Source organism: Amylibacter sp. SFDW26 (genome assembly GCF_009184395.1).
In the GTDB taxonomy this organism is placed as follows: domain Bacteria; phylum Pseudomonadota; class Alphaproteobacteria; order Rhodobacterales; family Rhodobacteraceae; genus Amylibacter.
Map to the genome: position 1 here is coordinate 736,433 of NZ_WEIC01000001.1, position 18,266 is coordinate 754,698.

At 44.6% G+C, this 18,266-nt stretch carries 18 protein-coding genes; 12 read left to right on the forward strand and 6 right to left on the reverse strand.

The window, feature by feature from the left end; genetic code table 11:
* Positions 1-21 precede the first annotated feature (21 nt).
* The 3 genes from F9L33_RS03765 (at position 22) to F9L33_RS03775 (ending at position 3,822) form a co-directional block, all read left to right on the forward strand.
* On the forward strand, positions 22-2,775 hold the full coding sequence (locus F9L33_RS03765; RefSeq protein ID WP_152141387.1) for a glutamine-synthetase adenylyltransferase: 2,754 nt from the start codon (positions 22-24) through the stop codon (positions 2,773-2,775).
* A 22-nt stretch (positions 2,776-2,797) separates the two neighbouring features.
* Positions 2,798-3,073 (forward strand): hypothetical protein, encoded by a 276-nt coding sequence (locus tag F9L33_RS03770; RefSeq protein WP_152141388.1) that lies wholly within the window; start codon positions 2,798-2,800, stop codon positions 3,071-3,073.
* Between the two features lie 254 nt (positions 3,074-3,327).
* Entirely contained in the window at positions 3,328-3,822 is a 495-nt protein-coding gene (locus F9L33_RS03775; RefSeq protein ID WP_152141389.1) for a hypothetical protein, read from the forward strand.
* A 32-nt stretch (positions 3,823-3,854) separates the two neighbouring features.
* On the opposite strand, the gene F9L33_RS03780 is transcribed toward F9L33_RS03775, so the two are convergent.
* Together F9L33_RS03780 and F9L33_RS03785 are read right to left on the reverse strand one after the other, a co-directional pair.
* A complete protein-coding gene (locus F9L33_RS03780) occupies positions 3,855-4,175 on the reverse strand; it encodes a GFA family protein (RefSeq protein WP_152141390.1) in 321 nt (106 codons plus the stop codon).
* Between the two features lie 52 nt (positions 4,176-4,227).
* Entirely contained in the window at positions 4,228-5,610 is a 1,383-nt protein-coding gene (locus F9L33_RS03785; protein WP_152141391.1) for a M20/M25/M40 family metallo-hydrolase, read from the reverse strand.
* A 70-nt stretch (positions 5,611-5,680) separates the two neighbouring features.
* Here F9L33_RS03785 and F9L33_RS03790 point away from each other — a divergent pair, with 70 nt between their 5' ends.
* From F9L33_RS03790 to F9L33_RS03805, 4 genes are all read left to right on the forward strand, one after another.
* The gene (locus F9L33_RS03790; RefSeq protein ID WP_193221963.1) at positions 5,681-6,670 is read left to right on the forward strand and encodes a M23 family metallopeptidase; all 990 of its coding nucleotides are present in this window, start codon (positions 5,681-5,683) and stop codon (positions 6,668-6,670) included.
* A gap of 68 nt (positions 6,671-6,738) precedes the next feature.
* Positions 6,739-7,254: a hypothetical protein gene (locus F9L33_RS03795; protein WP_152141393.1), complete on the forward strand. Its 516-nt coding sequence runs from the start codon at positions 6,739-6,741 to the stop codon at positions 7,252-7,254.
* On the forward strand, positions 7,251-7,766 hold the full coding sequence (locus F9L33_RS03800) for a hypothetical protein (protein WP_152141394.1): 516 nt from the start codon (positions 7,251-7,253) through the stop codon (positions 7,764-7,766). The genes F9L33_RS03795 and F9L33_RS03800 overlap by 4 nt, the downstream gene beginning before the upstream one ends.
* Positions 7,767-8,150: 384 nt before the next feature.
* Positions 8,151-8,804 (forward strand): hypothetical protein, encoded by a 654-nt coding sequence (locus F9L33_RS03805; protein ID WP_152141395.1) that lies wholly within the window; start codon positions 8,151-8,153, stop codon positions 8,802-8,804.
* A gap of 9 nt (positions 8,805-8,813) precedes the next feature.
* Here F9L33_RS03805 and mnmA read toward each other — a convergent pair whose 3' ends face one another.
* The gene (gene mnmA / locus F9L33_RS03810) at positions 8,814-9,956 is read right to left on the reverse strand and encodes a tRNA 2-thiouridine(34) synthase MnmA (protein ID WP_152141396.1); all 1,143 of its coding nucleotides are present in this window, start codon (positions 9,954-9,956) and stop codon (positions 8,814-8,816) included.
* A 120-nt stretch (positions 9,957-10,076) separates the two neighbouring features.
* Between mnmA and F9L33_RS03815 the strand changes: the two genes are divergently transcribed.
* The 4 genes from F9L33_RS03815 to recG all read left to right on the forward strand — a co-directional run bounded on the left by F9L33_RS03815 (position 10,077) and on the right by recG (position 15,462).
* On the forward strand, positions 10,077-10,355 hold the full coding sequence (locus F9L33_RS03815) for a DUF1153 domain-containing protein (protein WP_152141397.1): 279 nt from the start codon (positions 10,077-10,079) through the stop codon (positions 10,353-10,355).
* Positions 10,356-10,452: 97 nt separating this feature from the next.
* Complete coding sequence (ctrA, locus tag F9L33_RS03820) at positions 10,453-11,163, forward strand: response regulator transcription factor CtrA (protein ID WP_152141398.1); 711 nt, start codon at positions 10,453-10,455, stop codon at positions 11,161-11,163.
* A gap of 69 nt (positions 11,164-11,232) precedes the next feature.
* A complete protein-coding gene (ligA, locus tag F9L33_RS03825; RefSeq protein WP_152141399.1) occupies positions 11,233-13,365 on the forward strand; it encodes an NAD-dependent DNA ligase LigA in 2,133 nt (710 codons plus the stop codon).
* A gap of 6 nt (positions 13,366-13,371) precedes the next feature.
* A complete protein-coding gene (recG, locus tag F9L33_RS03830; protein WP_152141400.1) occupies positions 13,372-15,462 on the forward strand; it encodes an ATP-dependent DNA helicase RecG in 2,091 nt (696 codons plus the stop codon).
* Between the two features lie 426 nt (positions 15,463-15,888).
* On the opposite strand, the gene F9L33_RS03835 is transcribed toward recG, so the two are convergent.
* Positions 15,889-16,323, reverse strand: coding sequence for an iron-sulfur cluster assembly scaffold protein (locus F9L33_RS03835; protein ID WP_152141401.1), 435 nt, complete (start codon positions 16,321-16,323; stop codon positions 15,889-15,891).
* Positions 16,324-16,406: 83 nt separating this feature from the next.
* On the opposite strand from F9L33_RS03835, the gene hisI reads away from it, so the two are divergent.
* Positions 16,407-16,766 (forward strand): phosphoribosyl-AMP cyclohydrolase, encoded by a 360-nt coding sequence (gene hisI, locus F9L33_RS03840; RefSeq protein ID WP_152141892.1) that lies wholly within the window; start codon positions 16,407-16,409, stop codon positions 16,764-16,766.
* Here the strand turns inward: hisI and gluQRS are convergent.
* Together gluQRS and F9L33_RS03850 are read right to left on the reverse strand one after the other, a co-directional pair.
* Complete coding sequence (gluQRS, locus tag F9L33_RS03845; protein ID WP_152141402.1) at positions 16,756-17,646, reverse strand: tRNA glutamyl-Q(34) synthetase GluQRS; 891 nt, start codon at positions 17,644-17,646, stop codon at positions 16,756-16,758. The two genes, hisI and gluQRS, sit on opposite strands and share 11 nt — an antisense overlap.
* Positions 17,643-18,263, reverse strand: coding sequence for a class I SAM-dependent methyltransferase (locus tag F9L33_RS03850; RefSeq protein ID WP_152141403.1), 621 nt, complete (start codon positions 18,261-18,263; stop codon positions 17,643-17,645). The genes gluQRS and F9L33_RS03850 overlap by 4 nt, the downstream gene beginning before the upstream one ends.
* Positions 18,264-18,266 lie beyond the last annotated feature (3 nt).

Below are 18,266 nucleotides of genomic sequence, written 5' to 3' on the forward strand. Positions count from 1 at the left end.
ACCTTCTGCCCACAAAGAGATATGATATTTCAAGACCACATTACGACCACCCCATTACCCTACGATCTTGAGCGTGCCCGTGAAACGGTGGCAGCGCTTAATCTATCCTCTGGTCATATTTATGATCTAATACTTGGAACAGCAGGATCCAGCCCGTATTTACGTGGCCTTATCGCCAAAGAACATGAATGGATTCATACACTGTGGGATCGCAATCCTTGGGATGTATTTCAAACGTGTTTAGATGGTATCGACCCAAAGAATTTAGAAACCAGCTTACGCCAAGCCAAACGGCGCATAGCACTTTTAACCGCGCTTTCTGACCTCAGCGGCGTTTGGCCGTTGGAAGACGTGACAAAAGCTTTAACGCTGTTTGCTGATTACGCTGTTCATATAACGCTTAAAACACTTGTCGCGGCAGACATTGAGCGTGGTAAAATTCCACAAACCAATGATCCAGAAAGCTGTGCAGGTATATTCGTGCTCGCCATGGGTAAAATGGGAGCATTTGAGTTAAACTATTCCTCTGACATCGATTTGATCTGTTTCTTTGATGACGCACGATATGCGGATGACGATATCGGTGAACTGCGCCCACATTTGATCAAGATTATTCAACGTATGTGTAAAATTCTATCGGATGTCACACGTGATGGGTATGTGTTCCGTACCGATCTTCGCTTACGCCCAAATCCATCTGTAACACCCGTTTGCGTGTCCACAACAGCCGCGATGCAATATTATGAAACCGAAGGTCGCACATGGGAGCGCGCTGCATTCATCAAAGCCCGCAGTTGTGCGGGTGATATTGCGGCAGGGGAACAGTTTTTAAAGGATTTAAAACCTTTCATTTGGCGAAAACACTTGGATTTTGCAGCTATTGAAGACGCACATGATATGCGATTGCGCATACGCGCGCATAAAAAACTTCATTCAGAAATCACAATCGCAGGTCATAATATGAAGTTGGGCAGGGGCGGTATTCGCGAGATCGAATTTTTCGCCCAAACCCGCCAAATGATAGCAGGGGGTCGCGATAATAAATTACGCGACCGGGGGACCTTGATTTCATTGCAAGACTTGGTCAACAGCAAATGGATAGAACAGCCCATCTGTGACACATTACAAGACGCTTATCGTAAGCACCGTACACACGAACACCGCATTCAAATGATCGGCGACATTCAAACGCATGACCTGCCAACGTCATCCGACGATATGGATCGTTTCGCGCGCTTATGTGGATCAGAGGATACGAAAACGGTGTTTGATGATATTCAAAGTGACCTACAAACCGTTCATAATATCATCGAAGAGTTCTTTGCCCCTGATCAAAAACAAGCCTATACTATTGACGATTTCGAAGAAAGCTTCACGCAATGGCAAAGCTTACCTGCATTCCGCAGCCCACGTGCTGTCGATATATTTGAACGTCTTAAACCGCGTATTTCACAAGGCCTTTCAAATTCTAAACACCCCCAAGAGGCTTTGCGTGATTTCGAAACGTTCATCAGCGGACTGCCCACAGGAGTGCAGTTGTTTTCCTTATTCGACAGCAACCCAAAAATTCTGGACTTAGTATTAGACGTTGTCAGCACAGCCCCATCATTAGCAACTTATCTGGCAAGAAATTCAAGCGTATTAGATGCCGTTATCGCAGGGACATTTTTCGAACCTTTGCCAAATAAAGAAGCTTTGATTATTGATTTTCATAAAACCCTCACAGACTTAACGGATTACGAAGATCAACTGAATATGGCACGGCGTTGGTTTAAGGAACATCATTTCCGCATAGGTGTGCTACAACTGCGCAACATCGCAGATGCCTTTGAAGCGTCCCAAGCCTATTCCGAATTGGCACAAGCCTGTTTGGCTGGACTATTACCCTATGTTGAACGTGATTTTGCCCGCAAACACGGTGTTATTGATGGCGGTGGCTTAGCCATATTAGCAATGGGTAAACTTGGTTCTTGTGAAATGACTGCAACATCTGATCTAGATTTGATTGTTATTTATGACCCAGCCAATCAAGACAGCTCTGATGGCAAACGTCCGTTAGCACCCGCCCAATATTATGCTCGACTAACACAGGCTTTAGTCACAGCCCTGACATCCCCAACAGGGGAAGGAAAGTTATACGAAGTTGATATGCGTTTGCGTCCCTCAGGCCGTAAAGGGCCCGTTGCGACAAGTGTAAAAGGGTTTGAGAACTATCAACGCAATGAAGCTTGGACATGGGAACATCTGGCACTCACGCGTGCCTCTGTTGTTGCCGGCTCTGAAGCCGTTATAAAACAAGTCGCTGATATCCGCGAAAGCATCGTTCAATCAGATCATGACCGTACAAAAGTTTTGGCTGATGTCGCAGATATGCGCAAAAAATTAGGTGAAACAAAATCCAAAGACAAAAGCATATGGGAAGTCAAAGAGGTCAAAGGCGGTTTGCTGGATATAGAACTCTTGGCACAAGCCTGTGCATTGATCGGGAATATCGTGGAGAATGATCCCAAGGGTCAATTGGTTTTGGCCGCAGAGGCAGGTGTATTACCATCTGATGATGCATTAACCCTGATTGAGACCCACAGCTTATTATCGCAGGTTCAACACATCAGCCGTTTGTTGGTAACAGGCAGTTTTGATGTGAATACATTAAGCCAAGCAGGGTTAGATCATATCCTGTCAGTGACCGGATATGACGACAATGCGACGTTAGAAGCAGCTATGATGTCGAAAACAAGGGATGCAGAGCAGGTGATTTTGCAGTATTTGTCATAGAAATAAGTATTTCGAGGGTGACATGGCTGTCTTCAAAGGAAATCTAGAAATCGACCCACGCGGTATGATCTATGAGGCGTACCGCATCGAAGGTGTGACACTAGAGGAGTGTCGCATGATATTCTTAGATTGGGCGATGAATACACCTGTTGGAAATATGCAAGATTTCTTGAACCAATTGCTGACGGAATACGAAACAGACAACCCAGATCATCCGATGACAGATGTGATAAAAGAAGGTCAGAAGTCTGCGAAATCAAAACGCCGTGGTGGGCGGTCATCGCGCGTGGCTGATTAAATAAGCAGACCCAGAACTGACTAAGCAACACAACCATCACACTATGGTTCGAAAACACACTTACCGCCTAAAGTATACACTCACTGAATGGGCCTGCTTCCCCAAGGCTGATACCTAGATATCTGACTATTCTCACTATTCAAGAAATCTTCAAGGTGACGTAACGTAATGAAAGAGCGACAATTTGGGTGATTTACCAAAACCTTAGAAAAGACAAAGCTTTTGATATTGGACATTATCGAGGTGGCTTAGATATGACTGCAATATTGAAATGCGATTTACCCGATGAAAGCTTACTTTCCCAATATGGGAAAGATACTGGCGCATATGTCGATTGTTTTTGCGTTGATGTTCCCAAACAAGTTAATTTGGAAGATTATATAACCGCATTCTACACAACACCTTTGTTTAAATTGGAACGATTACTCTTAAAACTCGCTTCATATCCCTCAACAGATCGAGACGTTATAGCATTAGCCGCAAATCAATCAGATCGTTTCGCTGCATGGAAGCTTGTTGAACGCACACAGAAGCAAATATTCCTGAACGCGGGGCGCACATCATCATGGTTACATGTTGATAAGAACGAGCAGGGCGCGCGGTTGTATTTTGGCTCAGCGGTCGCCAACACAACCAACGCAAAAACTGGAAAAACCGAGATGGGGTTTCTATTCTCCGCATTGCTCGGTTTTCACATTCTTTATTCGCGTGCATTACTTTGGTCAGCCCAAAAGCGGCTTTCAACCTAATTCAAGCAAATGCCTTAAGTGTAAAATATCTGTTATTCGCCTATAAATGACCAAGTATCTGCGCCATCAAAGCGACGAATTCTTATCGAGTTTAATATCGCCGGATCTGATAACCTCAGATTAAAGGCCATTTTGCTGTCAGCTTTAGGCTTAAGATGTTCCCAATGCGTTGTACATCCGCAATTTTTACAACTGTGGAATGCAATATTTTTCTGATCTCTGCTGTATGCAATAGTTCCATCAGGTGGACTTTTTATTGTGACATTTTCAATAAGAGAGTAGCCCCATATAGTGCCCAAGCGAATGCATATAGAACAATTACATTCTAGCGCCGTTTCAATTGTATCGCTCACGTGAAAACGAACCCTACCACAGTGACAACGCCCCTCGATCATATCATGCCTTTCACTCGGTTTGGCTCAGTGCATCCAAAATACGTGCCCAGCTGCGGATACCTTTGTGGAAACTGCGAAGGTCGTATTTCTCATTCGGCGAATGGATACTGTCATCATCTTGAGCAAAGCCGATAAGCATGGTTTCTAGACCGACTATATCTTGGAAATGTCCTGCGATAGGTATCGAGCCACCACAGCCCACAAACACACCTTCGTTCGCCCATTCGTTCGACAATGCATTACGTGCTTTTTCAAACGCTGGGTGATCAATCGCCATGTTGGATGCACTATCCCCACTTGTAGAATGATAGGTCACTGTACAATCCTCTGGCAGATGACTTTCGATATGTTTTTTAAAGGCCGCTTCAACCTGATCAGGATCCTGTTGCCCAACCAAACGAAAACTGACCTTTGCATTGGCCTCTGATGGCAAAACAGTTTTAAACCCTTCGCCTGTATATCCACCCCACATGCCGTTAATCTCGGCTGTTGGACGTGACCACAACATTTCCAAAACACTGCGCCCATCTTCACCAGCTGGTTTAGACAACCCAACTTCGTTCAGGAACTTATCGCCGTCGAAATCAAGGTTATTCCATTGTTCCGCAACATTTGCAGGCAATTCAGGCACACCGTCATAAAACCCTTCTAACGTTACGCGGCCTGTTTCATCATGCAAAGCCCCCAAAGCTTGGCTCATCACGCGCAGCGGGTTGATAGACGGACCACCATACATACCACTGTGTAAATCTTTGCTTGGTCCAGTAATCGTAAACTCTGCCTTCACCATCCCACGCAACATTGTCACGATAGAAGGTGTATTGGGTTCAACCATACCTGTGTCACAGATCAAGGCGACATCCGCTTGCAACTCATCCTTGTTCTCATTCATATAAGGCACAAGAGATGGTGAACTGCTTTCCTCTTCACCTTCAAAGAAGATCGAAATTTTTGTGGGTAATGAACCAGTCACTGTTTTCCAAGCACGACAGGCTTCAACAAATGTCATCAACTGACCTTTGTCATCAGACGATCCACGGCCACGTATCACAGGGCCATTTGGTGTATCCTCAATCTTTGCATCAAACGGTGCTGCATTCCACAATTCCAACGGATCAACAGGTTGAACATCATAATGCCCATAAAATAGCACATGCGTACCATCTGTTTGATCGCCATGCGCCATAACCATCGGGTGACCAGGAGTAGGGCGTTTAGATGCGTCAAAGCCGATTGATTTCAGATCATCTACCAGCCAATCAGCCGCTTTATCACATTCACCTGCATAAGCGGGGTCTGTGGATATGCTTTCGATTTTCAGCAAGTCAATCAAACGCGCTAAAGCGGCGTCTTGATCGGCATCAATATGGACAAGAACTTTCTCTAATGACATGGTACGGATTCTTTCGCTTGTAGATTGCGAGAAACTAAATAGATTTCAGGTTCAAGTTAAAGAGGTAATTATGTTTTTTCGTATATTCTTTTGTTTGTCTCTGACATCACTACCAGCAATGGCAGAACCACCTGTTCTGCAACTCCCAATAGATTGCGAATTAGGAAAAACTTGCTTTATCCAACAATATATGGATTTGGACGACAGCAAGAATGTACGTGATTTTGGTTGTGGTACAGCCAGTTATGATGGCCACAAAGGAACTGACTTTAGATTATTAACCATTCAAGACATGGAAGACGGCGTAAATGTAATCGCATCGGCCAGCGGGCGCGTACAAGGAACACGCAATACTGTCGTAGATAAAATCCTAAAAACACCAGAAGATCGCGCAGCAATCAAAGGCAAGGAATGCGGCAACGGTTTGGTTTTAAAACACGCCGATGGTTGGGAAACCCAATATTGCCATCTGAAACAAGGTAGTGTGACAGTTAAAAAAGGCCAATCCATAGAAGTTGGCGACGTATTAGGGCAGGTAGGATTGTCAGGCCAAACACAATTCCCGCATGTGCATCTGTCTGTACGCCACAATGGCAAAAAAGTTGATCCTTTCTTAAACCCGAATAAAACGGTTCAGTGCGGAGAACTGCCAATAGGCAATCTGTGGGCAGAAGATTTACAAGAGAGACTGGCTTATCAACCCACCCAAATTATCAATCTTGGTTTTGCAGATGGGCCGATCACAGTAAATGATATCGACAACAAAACATTCCAGAACTTTACGCCTTCACGTAAAACCGCCGCATTGGTTGGATATGTTCGCGCGATCAACCTCAATGCAGGAGATCAGGTTCGTATAACACTTTCAAATGAAAAAGGTGAAATCATCACAAATACATATGATCCACTTGAACGTAGGAAAGCGGTTCAATTTAATTTCGCTGGTAAAAAAGCCCCGCGTGGCGGTTGGATTGCGGGGGAATATATAGTTACAGCAGAAATATTAAGAAACGATCACGTTCTTATTAAACGTGTCTTAAAACGTAAGATACTTGAATGATAAGACGAAAGTTGCTTTTTTCCATATAACTTACATAATTTACCCATATGAGGGTATAGGGGACATATATGTATATTAATCTTAAGATTGCTATAGGGCTGCTTCTTATTAGTTTGACCCCAACATTAAGCCATGCCCAAGATCAAAAATTAGACCTTAGCTTAGAAACAAAACGCATTACGCGTACATGTTTAAATGCATTAGAACAAAACCAAAGCGACCTCTCTGCGTTGACCCAATATGCTTTTGTGAAAAAAGGAAACAAGTATTTCAAGCCCAAAATTAAGGCAGGTTTTCTGAACACAAAACGCGCATTCAGAGTCCATATTGGTAAATTTGGTAAAGGTAAAATATGCCACCTAAACGCATTATTCGTTGCAGGTGCGGATGCGAGAAAAATATCAAACGCAGCTTTTTCCGAGGTCAAAAAAAATGGATATAAACAAACAGTCGTTAAAGACAAACGCGGCAGAGCTATGCAGGTTTATAAAAAAGGTGACGTTAACTTACTGATAAATGGTAGTACTATTTATAACAGCGGCTCTCCAACAACGGCACTATCATTTGCAAGAGTGGTCTTTTGATAAATATTAAATTGAAAAATTATATCTTCCTTGTACCATTCGTAATGCTGACTTCTGGGCTGGCTGCACAAGCACAACAATTAAATTTGAATGCAGAAGCTAAATTGGTAACCAGAGCATGTTTGGATGCATTAAAAAACAAACGATCGCATCCTGATTTATTAGGCATATATAACTATACAAAAGTCAAAAAAGCATATGAAAAACCCGTGGTTAAATCAAAGGTGTTTAATAAAAAACAGTATTTTAGTGTTAGAATGATCAAGTGGGGCGGTCAGCCTGCGTGCAGTGGCGTGGCCAATAATGTTAATCGTGCCTCAGCTAAGGATATAACAGATGGTGTGCTATCAGAATTGAAAAAGCGCGGTTATAAGAAAATCACAGCAAAGAATAAATTCGGTGTGGCTTTAACAGCCTATGCAACAAAAGACCATATGATCACAATCAACATGTCACACCAAACGCGTGGCGGCTCACAATTTGTCACGATGCAATTTGGGCAACTTCCATAACAAAATGTATTAAATGCTATGTGTGTTTGAGCCATAGATTTTCGACGAAAACAATAGACCGTACGCAGGTGTAACGCCGTATCAACATTTTGCGGGGTATAACCATTCCCGTCGACACAAATTGGTTTTCGGATTTCCGAAGGACGGGTAACAGCGTCAAATGAAGAAACCGCTAAAATGACAGGTCAAACTAAGCGCAAGGCATGGCAACCTTGTTCGGTTCTATAAACCACATCGGTGGGCCCACCATTTTCAACCATATAAATCTAAGATACTTAACCTCACCAGTAAAATTCTGGGTGCGGAAAATTAGCCGTTGTTTAACACACATTATGTGTTTTAAGTGATTTGAAGCTATTTATAAACTTATTATGGAAGTTCCTAATGCCACTTATATTAAAGCATATTTTCAAAATCACTTGCTTTGCTGTTTTTTCAACGATTGGGTTTTCAAATCATTCATATGCAGAAATCCCGTTGGATATGAAGAAAGAACTTACACTTGTGTATAACACGTGTCTATCGAGCTTAGAGCAAGGTAAAAGTGATGCTCCAGAGCTTTTAAAACATGGTTATAAGAAAAAGAGATTTATTACAAATAGCCTAAGAACAGCAATAGGACGGATTAAGAATACAAATTTATATGTAAAATCACCTAATAAAATACGCCTGGTATCTAAATATCCAATTATAAATATTTCCATGTATTCAAGAAACGACTTAATAGGATGTAAAATTATTATTCCATTTAAGGATGAAGATAATAAAGATAATAGTAAAAGTCACAACGCATATTACAGTTATCTAATAAACACATTAAAACAGTCTAAATATAAGTACTCTCCTGCAAAAAATCGCGCTTTCTACAGCGAAATTCACCGCGAGACAAAACACAAAAGGAAAGAAACCTTTGCTTTTTCAAAAGGCAAAACAGTTGCACATATTGTTGGTGATAGCTTTTATACTATATCTAAACGCGGACCTGAAATTAATTACAGGCATGAATACACTTACATTCAGATTGAAACTCAGAAATAGAATTTGTTTTCAATACCCACGCCAAATCCAGCCACCACCAAAAATCCTAGTGCCTTCGGTTTCGTAGAATACGCAGGCTTGGCCAGGGGCGACGCCTTCTTCGGATGTGAGTAGTTCAACAGAGGCCTCGGTGTCTGAAATCGGACGGATGATCGCTTCTTTGGGTGCGCGGGTAGACCGTACACGCACGCTGACGTGCCATTCGGAGCGAGATTCGAACGGCTCATCACCAAGCCAGTTGATTTCGCGTACAGGGACAGTTGTTGTACCCAAAGCCTCTTTTGGCCCTACGATCACTTGTTTTGTGTCTGCGTCCAATTTCACCACATAAAGCGGATCACGTCCGCCAATGCCCAAACCACGGCGTTGGCCGATGGTGTAGTGGATGATGCCTTTGTGCTGACCCAAAACCTCGCCATCGATGTGAACGATATCCCCTGGGTCTGCGGCCTCGGGCCGTAGTTTTTCGATGACAGCGGCGTAGGACCCGTTTGGCACGAAACAGATGTCTTGGCTGTCTGGTTTGTCTGCAACGGGCAGGCCGAATTTACGGGCCAGATCGCGTGTTTCAGCCTTGGATTTCAGATGCCCCAATGGGAAGCGCAGATAATCCAGCTGATCTTGTTTCGTTGAGAAAAGAAAATAGGATTGATCGCGGTCACCATCTGCCGCTTTGTGCAGCTCTGCCTTTTCGTTACCTTGGAAGCGTTGAATGTAATGGCCTGTTGCCATGCAATCCGCATCCAAATCTTTGGCAGTTTCAAGTAGGTCGCGGAATTTCACACGTTCATTGCAGCGGATACAGGGGACAGGGGTTGCGCCCGCAAGGTAAGCATCTGCAAATTCGTCAATAACGCTTTCTTTGAATTTGTTTTCGTAATCCAGAACATAATGGGGAAAACCCATTTCTTCGGCGACACGGCGGGCATCGTGGATATCGCGACCAGCACAACAGGCCCCTTTTTTGGCCAGCGCTGCACCATGATCGTAAAGCTGTAGTGTGACACCAACCACGTCGTAACCTTCGGATGCCAATTGAGCTGCTACAACAGAACTGTCCACGCCACCTGACATTGCAACAAGCACACGTGTATCTTTGGGCTCTTTGGCAAAGCCCATTGAATTCAATGGTAGTGGTGTATCTAACGCCATGGTTACGATCTCCTTAATTGCTCGCTTTATCGTAAAACCTTAGACATTCACAAGAGCCGCTTTCATTTGTGATTAAGGGTTTTGCGGCAAAACAACGCTACGTTATCAATGCGAGTGGTTATGTATTTAAAGAAAAATGATGGTCCAGCTTATGTGACTTTGCCCAATGGGCAGAAATTTACACGATCAGATCTACCAGAAAGAACGACAAAACGATGGGTCGCCTCTCGCAAGGCGACAGTGATTTTAGGTGTAGAAACGGGCCTTATAACGATGTCCGAAGCCTGCGAACTTTACGGATTATCACAAGATGAGTTTGATGAATGGCATCGCGCTATCAAGCAGTATGGTTTTGGCGCTTTAAAAGCCACGAAGCTTAAAAGTTATAGACAACCTTAAATTGAGTAATTAAAGTTTTTTTATAGTAAGTAACTCATGATTAACCATTTTTCTACAAAGTAATAATTATATTAATTGACCGCTCGCGGAGGAATTTATGCGAATTTTATTAGTCGAAGACGATCCAACCACGTCTAAAAGTATCGAATTGATGCTGCAAAATGCCAATTTTAATGTCTATGCAACCGATTTGGGTGAAGAGGGCATAGATCTGGCCAAACTCTATGATTACGATTTAATCCTATTAGATTTGAACTTACCTGATATGGATGGTCATGAAGTTTTGAGGCAATTGCGCAATGCAAAAGTTCGTACACCTATTCTAATCCTATCTGGATATGATTCCGTCGAAGATAAATTAAAAGGATTTGGATTTGGTGCAGATGATTATTTAACAAAACCTTTCGATCGCGCCGAGTTGGTTGCTCGCATTCACGCGATTGTACGCCGTTCCCAAGGTCATGCTGAAAGTATTATTACGACAGGCAGCATTAATGTTAACTTGGACCAGAAAACCGTCGATGTTGATGGCAATGATGTCCATTTGACGGGTAAAGAATATCAGATGTTCGAATTACTTTCCTTACGCAAGGGGACCACATTAACTAAAGAGATGTTTTTAAACCACCTGTATGGCGGTATGGATGAACCTGAACTTAAGATTATCGACGTCTTTATTTGTAAGTTACGCAAAAAGCTTGCCAAAGCAACAGATGGCGACAGCCACATCGAAACGGTTTGGGGACGCGGATATGTTTTACGTGACCCAATAGGGGATGAAACACCAATACTTGCAGAGGCTGGATAATCTAAGGAATCTATGGACGGTATTCTTCAAGTGCTTTACATCAATAGGGTATAATATTGATGGGGTGGCATGGACCAATTCGTTCCAGTTTCAGAATTAACCGAAGACCAAGCGCGCAAAGAACTTGCGCGCTTGGCGCTGCAACTAAATGATGCCAATACGCAGTATCATACTGACGATGCACCAGTGATTTCAGATGCAGAGTATGACGCATTAAAGCGTCGCAACTTGGCAGTTGAAACAGCATTCCCAAACCTGAAACGCGCAGATAGTCCCAGCGATAAAATTGGCGGATCTGTTTCAGAAAGTTTTTCAAAAATCACACATACAGTCCGAATGCTGTCCCTTGGAAACGCTTTTAATGATGAGGATGTCACAGAATTTGATACACGTATCCGAAAATATCTGGGTATCGAAATATCTGCAAAGCTTGACTATACGGCTGAACCAAAGATCGATGGCCTGTCATTATCATTACGCTATGAGAACGGTACATTAATTCACGCTGTTACGCGTGGTGACGGTGAAGTTGGTGAAAATGTCACAAATAATGCGCGTACAATTCCTAATATCCCGCAACAGGTTAAAAATGCCCCAGCTGTCATGGAAATCCGCGGCGAAGTTTACATGAGTCATGCTGATTTTCACACTCTAAACAAACGCCAAGAGGAAAAGGGGGGTAAGCTTTTCGCCAATCCGCGCAATGCTGCGGCAGGATCTTTGCGCCAATTGGATGCCAATATTACGGCATCACGTCCGTTGGAGTTTTTCGCTTATGCTTGGGGTGAACTATCTGAGCCTTTGGCAGATACGCAATCAAAAGCCGTAGCGCGCATGGCAGATATGGGTTTTTCAACCAATCCGTTGATGCAAACCTGCAATGGCCCAAAGGCTTTAATCGCACATTATAAAACTATCGAAGAACAACGCGCCACTTTGGGATACGATATTGATGGCGTGGTTTACAAAGTCGATGATTTATCATTGCAAAACCGTCTTGGTTTTCGTTCAACAACACCGCGTTGGGCTGTGGCGCATAAATTCCCTGCCGAAATTGCACACACACGTTTAGAAGCTATTGAAATTCAGGTGGGGCGCACTGGCGCTTTATCTCCTGTGGCACGCTTAACGCCTGTTACAGTGGGCGGTGTGGTTGTCTCTAATGCCACTTTGCACAATGAGGATTATATCGTTGGACGTGACAGTAAAGGTATGCCAATCCGCGAAGGTCGTGATATCCGAGTAGGCGATTGGGTCGAGGTGTACCGCGCGGGTGATGTGATCCCCAAAATACGTGATGTAGATATCAGCAAACGTGCGGATGATAGCCAACCTTATGTATTCCCAACCATATGTCCTGATTGTGGATCACCTGCTATTCGTGAAGATGGCGACAGTGTTGCGCGGTGTACGGGTGGCTTGATTTGCCCAGCACAGGCGGTGGAACGGTTAAAGCATTTTGTGTCACGTGGGGCATTTGACATTGAAGGTTTGGGAAATAAACAGATTGAAATGTTTTTTGACGATGAAAATCTGCTGATCAAAGAGCCTAGCGATATCTTCACACTGGAAACACGTGATACTGCGAACTTTACAAAGTTAAAGAACCGCGAAGGATGGGGCGATAAATCAGCAACAAACTTGTTTGCTGCAATCAATGAAAAACGTGTCATTCCACTGAATAAGTTGATCTTTGCATTAGGCATTCGTCATGTTGGCGATACAACGGGATCATTACTCGCTAAGAATTATCAGTCATGGGATGCTTTTGCCGCTGCAATGGATGCAGCCAAGGATCATGAGGGTGAAGCTTGGGATACTCTGAACGCGATTGACGGTGTGGGATCAGTTATGGCGACCACATTGGTGGACAGCTTTGATGCCCCAGAAACTCGCGCTGCAATTGATCGCTTGGTGGCACACCTTGATATTCACGATGTGGTGCAAACCGATACGTCGGACAGCGCTGTGGCAGGCAAGATTGTTGTTTTCACAGGGACGTTGGAGCGCATGACACGGGCAGAAGCCAAGGATCGTGCGGAAACGCTGGGGGCCAAAGTTTCGGGTTCCGTATCCAAGAAAACCGATATTGTGGTTGCAGGGCCTGGTGCTGGGTCAAAAGAAAAGAAAGCCAAGGAATTGGGGGTCACTTTGATGACCGAGGATGAATGGCTTGCCTTGATCAACGAAACCAGTGGATAATGGCGTATGAGCCGTCGTCCTGAAATATTGTTCCCGCTTTTTGCTGACTTGAAAGGTCTGGATGGGGTTGGGCCGCGTTCGGTTGAAAACTTTGCCAAAATGGGTGTGGAAAAACCAGGCGACCTGCTGTTTACGCTGCCGCATAACCTGATCGATCGCAATCCGATTAAGACCATTAACGATGCGGTTTTGCCCAGTGTTGTGACTGTTGAAGTGACTGTTGGCTTGCATCAACCCAATGCCGTGAAAGGCCGCCCATACCGTGTGATGGTCGAGGATGCAGGGGCCAGTTTTCAGTTGGTGTTTTTCCATGCACGCAAAGATTGGCTGCAAAAACAACTGCCGTCAGGGCAAAAGCGGATCATTTCGGGGAAATTGGAAGTCTTTGATGGTTTGGCGCAAATGGTGCATCCCGATTATATTTTAACGGTGGATGAGGCAGATAGCATTCCGCCGATTGAACCTGTGTATCCGATGTCTGCGGGGATTACGCAAAAACTGATCCAGAAAGCAGCAAAAGGCGCTTTGGCACGTGTGCCCGATTTGCCAGAATGGATTGAACCCTCTGTTTTGAAAAAACACGGTTGGCCGTCTTGGAAAGACGCGGTTTTGGCGGCACATGCTCCGCAATCCACGTCTGATCTGTCACGAGAGGCCAAGGCACGCGAGCGTTTGGCCTATGATGAGTTTCTAGCGCATCAAACAACATTGGCGATTGCACGCGCGAATACACGGCGTGCGAAAGGGATACCGACGCTGGGGACTGGTAAGTTGCGCAATAAAGTGCTGGCAAGCTTACCCTATAAACCCACTGGGGCGCAAAGCCGTTCGATTGATGAGATTACGACGGACATGGCTGACAACAACCGTATGAACCGTTTGTTGCAGGGTGATGTTGGCGCGGGCAAAACATTGGTGGCGTTTATGGCAATGCTTGCCGCTGTAGAAGCGGGCGCGCAGGGTGTAATGATGGCACCCACCGAGATTTTGGCACGTCAGCATCTGGCGGGACTGCAACCGCTTGCTGAAGAGGCAGGTGTTGTACTGGAAATCCTGACGGGGCGCGATAAGGGTAAAGAACGTACAGCAAAACTGAAAGCCTTGGCTGATGGGAATATTCATATTTTGGTGGGCACACATGCGGTATTCCAAAAGGATGTAGAGTTTTCAGGGCTCCGCATTGCTGTGATTGACGAACAGCATCGCTTTGGTGTGCGCCAACGCATGGATTTGGGGGCTAAAGGCGATGCTGTGGATGTGTTGGTTATGACAGCCACACCAATCCCGCGCTCGTTAGAGCTGTCGCATTACGGCGATATGGATGTGTCTGTGCTGGATGAAAAACCACCAGGGCGGAAACCAATAACAACTGTGTTGGTGTCCAATTCCCGTATGGACCAAGTGGTTGACCGATTGAAAGCTGCGATTGCTGAAGGCAAACAAGCCTATTGGGTGTGTCCGTTGGTGGAAGAAAGCGAATTGGTGGATCACGCAGCAGCTGAAGATAGATTTAGAACGCTGCGGTTGGCCTTGGGCGATGAAAACGTTGGATTGGTGCATGGGCAGATGCCAGTGGCACAAAAAGATGCGGCTATGGCTGCGTTTATTCAGGGTGAAACCTCTATTCTGGTCGCAACCACTGTGATTGAAGTGGGCGTTGATGTGCCCAATGCGTCGATTATGGTGATTGAACAGGCAGAACATTTCGGTTTGGCACAGCTGCATCAGCTGCGCGGGCGTGTTGGACGTGGAACCGAGGCAAGTACCTGTTTGCTGATGTATGCGTCCCCTTTGGGCAAAACGGCAGAACGGCGTTTGACTGTGATGCGTGAAACCGAAGATGGGTTCCGAATTTCAGAGGAAGATTTGAAATTACGCGGAGCAGGGGATCTGTTGGGAACAGCGCAATCTGGTGTAGCCCGGTTCCGTGTCGGTGATTTGGAAGCGCAAACAACCCTGATGAAAATCGCCCATGATGACGCCAGATTGCTGATCCATGAGGATGCAAAACTGCAATCACGCCGTGGTAACGCCGTGATCACGCTTTTATACCTGTTAGAACACGAAAAATCTATTCGTTTGTTATCAATAGGTTAAGTATATCTTAGTTAAGGATGTTCTAATTTGTTCGCTAATGTTCTCATAAAGTTCTTTACAAAAGAACAAACATATGAGAACAAAGAGGCAACAAAAAGAACAAAACACTGAAACAACCTTGGCAGGATACGATACAATGAAACATATTTCTAAGCTCGCAACCCACTCTCCAAAAGCCATTATTGAAGATGCTCTTGGCCTGACAGCTATTTTTGTCATGCTGATGGTCGGTCTTCATCTGCCAGGGCTTTATTAATTACCTGTTTTTGCCTGCGGTCTATCTGACGATTAACATCACATACCCTCTATGATGTTCGCTTGGTTCCATGCCTCACACGGAACACGATCTTCCCCGATCACACTCAAGCATACAGATTACGACTTGCTACAACTTCACACCGCATCCCTTTGGATTGCGGTGTTTTTTTATGCTTCTTCCATTGCTTGAAGCGTGGCTTCAAGTGCAAGCATAATAGAGGCATGACGGTTTGAATATTCTTTTGCTGGCAAAAGAACCTCCAAATCATCGAATGGGGCATCAGGTATAGGACCATCACTTTTGAGCATGGCAAACAGTTGATCGCGTGCCTTTTCCAACTGGTCTTTGGAAGCACCGATTGCATGCGCACCCAAAACAGACGCAGCCGTTTGCCCCAATGCGCAGGCTTTTACGTCTTGGCCATATGCTGTGATTACATCGTTTTCGACGTTTACATCAACCTCTACCGTAGAACCGCAGAGTGGCGAGCGTTTACGCACCGTTGCATCTGGGTTTTCCAAACGATCAATCAGGGGAATGTTCGCAGCAAGTTTCAGGATGCGCTGTGAATAAAGCTTCATCAAATCTTGATTGTCTGACATTGGATGGGCCTTTGCATTCCGATCTATTAATGACTAATTAGGGCTAGAATTCCAGAATGCAAAGCGAAACCAGACAAATGACCATAAAATTCGACGCAGCCTCACTGAAATATGATGACAAAGGCCTGATCCCAGCCATTGCCCAGCAAGAGGGTACGGGCGAGGTTTTGATGATGGCTTGGATGAACAAAGAAGCCGTGGAAGAAACTTTGCGTTCGGGTCACGTGACGTATTGGTCGCGTTCACGCCAAGAGTTTTGGAAAAAGGGGCTGACATCAGGGAATATGCAGATGTTGGTATCATTGCGTGTGGATTGTGACCGTGATTGCCTTTTGGTGACTTGTGATCAAACAGGAGCCGCTTGCCACACGAACCGTCGTAATTGTTTTTACACGGAAATTCAGGATGGCAATGAGGTGATCCTGATGGAACCTATGACGTAAGGCCAACCATTTCACGGATATCTTGCGGTGTTAATCCCTGTTCACGATAAGCACGGATAGAACGCGCATCATCGCGCTTGGCCAAACGTTTACCGTTCTCATCGCGGATCAATTTGTGGTGGCGATAGATTGGGGTTGGTAAGCCTAACAAGTTTTGTAGTACTACGTGAATTTTAGTGGCTTCGAATAAATCTTGTCCTCGCGTTACATGAGTAACCCCTTGAAAGGCATCATCAAGCACGACTGCTAAATGATAGCTGATACCAATATCTTTACGTGCAAGAACAATATCACCAATGTTGTTTATAAGTTCCGCCGTAGTCGCTTCAATTAAGCCGGTTTCGCGGTTAGATCCTGAACCAATTTCCGTAAAATAAAACATATCACCACCTAAATTAGGCACAGCTGCCACCATGCATGCAGTTGCCATATCTAAACGCAAAGCTTTTCCTTTCGGAACTGAGAAATTTCCAGAGCTAGATATCATATTTCGACAAGTTCCTGGATAAACAATTCCATCTGGTCCCATCAGAGGTGTACCTCCTTCCTGAGGAGCTGAGGCAATAGCAATATCCTTCCGAGAACAGTCGCAAGCGAAGAGTTTATTTGCATCCCAAAGTTTTTCGACAACATATGAATATGATGATAATTGTCTTGATTGTTTTAATACAGGTTTTTCCCAATGAATACCGAGCCATTCTAAATCTTCATAAATTGCTTGTTCAAATTCAGGCTTACAACGTGGTGCATCGATATCTTCGATACGTAAAAGAAATTGCCCACCATTAGAACATGCACTGTCCCACGCCAGAAGCGCAGAATAAGCGTGCCCCAAGTGCAAAAGACCTGTGGGAGAAGGCGCAAAACGTTCAACAATCACCGTCTGCGCACCACATATACTGTTGATTTGATGCCTTTACCGGGCAGATGATCGCCGTGTTCCTTAAACATCAGTTCATAAGCACCGCAGTCCAAGTGGTTGGATAGGGCGGCCTCATATGCACGATCCTCTAATGTGTGATCGTTAAAAGAAAACACCGCCATACCACCGCTTTTGAGCTTAGCCAGCATTTTATAAAGCGTATCAACCGGGGCTGCGCCAATGCCAATGCACCCAATGGCTGTGATAGCGTCATACAGGCCGTCTTTGAAATTCATTGGTTTACGAACATCTTCTAACCATATGTTATCATAAACATTTCTTGACTTTGCAATTTCCAACATATCAGGATTTATATCGCAACCTTCGATACGGGTGAAGCCCGTTTCAGCCAGAACTTGTCCTGATAATCCTGTGCCGCAACCGATATCCAATATCAATAAATCTTGGTCAGGGGTAAATCCAGCGAGCGCTTTGGCGCACCTAAGTGGCGTTGCATATCCGTTTTCTATGATTTCTGCATCATATGTTGCAGCCCAATCCGAATAGAAATCTTGCGTGTCTTTTACTTTTTCAAGGCCGTATGCTCTTGATAGGTGGTCTTTGTGCGTGTTCATGCC

What these genes read in the sequence shown, in the direction of transcription:
- F9L33_RS03765 (WP_152141387.1), top strand. Translation starts at nt 22, where the DNA reads ATGATATTTCAAGACCACATTACGACCACCCCATTACCCTACGATCTT.
- F9L33_RS03770 (WP_152141388.1), top strand. Translation starts at nt 2,798, where the DNA reads ATGGCTGTCTTCAAAGGAAATCTAGAAATCGACCCACGCGGTATGATC.
- F9L33_RS03775 (WP_152141389.1), top strand. Translation starts at nt 3,328, where the DNA reads ATGACTGCAATATTGAAATGCGATTTACCCGATGAAAGCTTACTTTCC.
- F9L33_RS03785 (WP_152141391.1), bottom strand. Translation starts at nt 5,610, where the DNA reads ATGTCATTAGAGAAAGTTCTTGTCCATATTGATGCCGATCAAGACGCC.
- F9L33_RS03790 (WP_193221963.1), top strand. Translation starts at nt 5,681, where the DNA reads ATGTTTTTTCGTATATTCTTTTGTTTGTCTCTGACATCACTACCAGCA.
- F9L33_RS03795 (WP_152141393.1), top strand. Translation starts at nt 6,739, where the DNA reads ATGTATATTAATCTTAAGATTGCTATAGGGCTGCTTCTTATTAGTTTG.
- F9L33_RS03805 (WP_152141395.1), top strand. Translation starts at nt 8,151, where the DNA reads ATGCCACTTATATTAAAGCATATTTTCAAAATCACTTGCTTTGCTGTT.
- mnmA (WP_152141396.1), bottom strand. Translation starts at nt 9,956, where the DNA reads ATGGCGTTAGATACACCACTACCATTGAATTCAATGGGCTTTGCCAAA.
- F9L33_RS03815 (WP_152141397.1), top strand. Translation starts at nt 10,077, where the DNA reads ATGTATTTAAAGAAAAATGATGGTCCAGCTTATGTGACTTTGCCCAAT.
- ctrA (WP_152141398.1), top strand. Translation starts at nt 10,453, where the DNA reads ATGCGAATTTTATTAGTCGAAGACGATCCAACCACGTCTAAAAGTATC.
- ligA (WP_152141399.1), top strand. Translation starts at nt 11,233, where the DNA reads ATGGACCAATTCGTTCCAGTTTCAGAATTAACCGAAGACCAAGCGCGC.
- recG (WP_152141400.1), top strand. Translation starts at nt 13,372, where the DNA reads ATGAGCCGTCGTCCTGAAATATTGTTCCCGCTTTTTGCTGACTTGAAA.
- F9L33_RS03835 (WP_152141401.1), bottom strand. Translation starts at nt 16,323, where the DNA reads ATGTCAGACAATCAAGATTTGATGAAGCTTTATTCACAGCGCATCCTG.
- F9L33_RS03850 (WP_152141403.1), bottom strand. Translation starts at nt 18,263, where the DNA reads ATGAACACGCACAAAGACCACCTATCAAGAGCATACGGCCTTGAAAAA.